At 65.3% G+C, this 1,548-nt stretch carries 2 protein-coding genes; one reads left to right on the plus strand and one right to left on the minus strand.

Features of this window, described 5'->3' with window-relative positions:
* Window positions 1-153 precede the first annotated feature (153 nt).
* Window positions 154-684: an MXAN_5187 C-terminal domain-containing protein gene (locus VJ307_06095; GenBank protein HJX73711.1), complete on the minus strand. Its 531-nt coding sequence runs from the start codon at window positions 682-684 to the stop codon at window positions 154-156.
* Between the two features lie 88 nt (window positions 685-772).
* Here VJ307_06095 and VJ307_06100 point away from each other — a divergent pair.
* Window positions 773-1,548 (plus strand): NTP transferase domain-containing protein (locus VJ307_06100; GenBank protein ID HJX73712.1); only part of this gene is annotated, 776 nt, incomplete at its 3' end.

The raw sequence follows: 1,548 nt of genomic DNA on the forward strand, positions 1-1,548 counted from the left end.
GGGCGTGGATACAAGGCGCGCGACCGAGGGCCCCGGAGACGTAGTGGACACTACGTCGAGGAGCCCGACCGAGCGCAACGCAGTAGGCATGCCTGTATCCGCCGCCGCAGCAGAAGCCTGGTGAGAAATGCGGGCTAAGGAGGGGGTCTCCCCTTACCGTATCCCCGCCTTGACTTTCGGTTTCCCCCCCTCGATGGTGACCCGGAACTCGACCCGGCGTGCGCCGGACTTACCGGCGATTTCGACGGCGCGGGACCGGAGCATCTCCCGGAGGGAGTCGATGTCCTTCTCTTCCGTGGCGATGCCGCATTCCTGCCGCGCGTTCTTCAGCTGTTCGATCACCCTGTCGAGGTGGTCGGGGGTGACCGGTTCCGCCGGAAGGCTTTTCGTGCGGATGAGGGTTCCCTGGGTGTCCCGAAAGAGGTGGCCCTCTTCCAGGTCCCGGACCATCCGGGTCCACAGGTTGGAATAGGAATGAAACTTCCCCTGCAGGCTGTGAAACCGGAACTGGTCGGTGGTATTCGGGATTTTCCGCTGTCCCAGACGCCGAAACATCCATTCGAGGATCTTGCGCTCCTCCGAGGGCTCGGTGCGCCTGCCACCCTGGAAGAAGAGGTCGTACTGGCGCTTCAGTTCGGCGAAGTCCTGCTCGATCCGGTCGAGCGCGTCCTTCAGATTCGTCACTTTGGGCGTTCCCTTTTCCCGGGGAAACCGGGTACACTGGTATACGGCCGGAACGGGCCAATTTTACCATCCCGGAGGGGATCGGTCCATGGCGGCAATCTCCGCGATCATTCTTGCGGCGGGCCAGGGAAAGAGGATGAAATCCTCTCTCCCCAAGGTGGCGCACCCCGTCGCGGGGAAGCCGATGCTCTGGCACGTCGCGCGCGCGGCGAAGGACGCCGGGATCACCGAGATCGTCTTCGTGCTCGGCCATGGCCGGGAGAAGGTGATCGGGACGACGGAAGAATTCGGCGGGAAGGTTGCGGTCCAGGAGAACCAGCTGGGGACGGGGGACGCCGCCCGGTGCGGGCTATCCGTCCTGTCCCCCAAGGCGAACGAGATCGTCGTCCTGTGCGGGGACGCCCCGCTCCTTCATCCCCGAACCATCCGCACCCTCCTCTCGGTCCGAAGACGCAGGAAGGCGGCCGCATCCGTGCTGACCGGGATCCTCCCCGACCCCGCCGGATACGGGCGGGTGCTGCGGAACCCGGACGGCACCATCGCCCGCATCGTGGAGGAGAGGGATGGCGGCCCCGAGATCCGGAAGATCCGGGAAGTAAACTCGGGGACGTACGTCTTCGACCGTAAATTCCTCGTGAGGAACCTCCCGCGCCTGACGGACGTCAACGTGCAGCGGGAGTTCTACCTCACCGACCTCGTCGTGCAGGCCCTCCAGGAGGGGAAGATCGTCGTCCCCGTCGTCGCCGGGAATCCCGACGAGGTGCGCGGGATCAACTCCCGGAAGGAGCTTGCCGAAGCCACCGAGGTCCTGCGGCGGGCGAAGATCGACTCCCTGATGGAAGCCGGGGTGACCGTGGTGGCTCC

Source organism: Candidatus Deferrimicrobiaceae bacterium, assembly GCA_035256765.1.
GTDB lineage: Bacteria > Desulfobacterota > Deferrimicrobia > Deferrimicrobiales > Deferrimicrobiaceae > CSP1-8.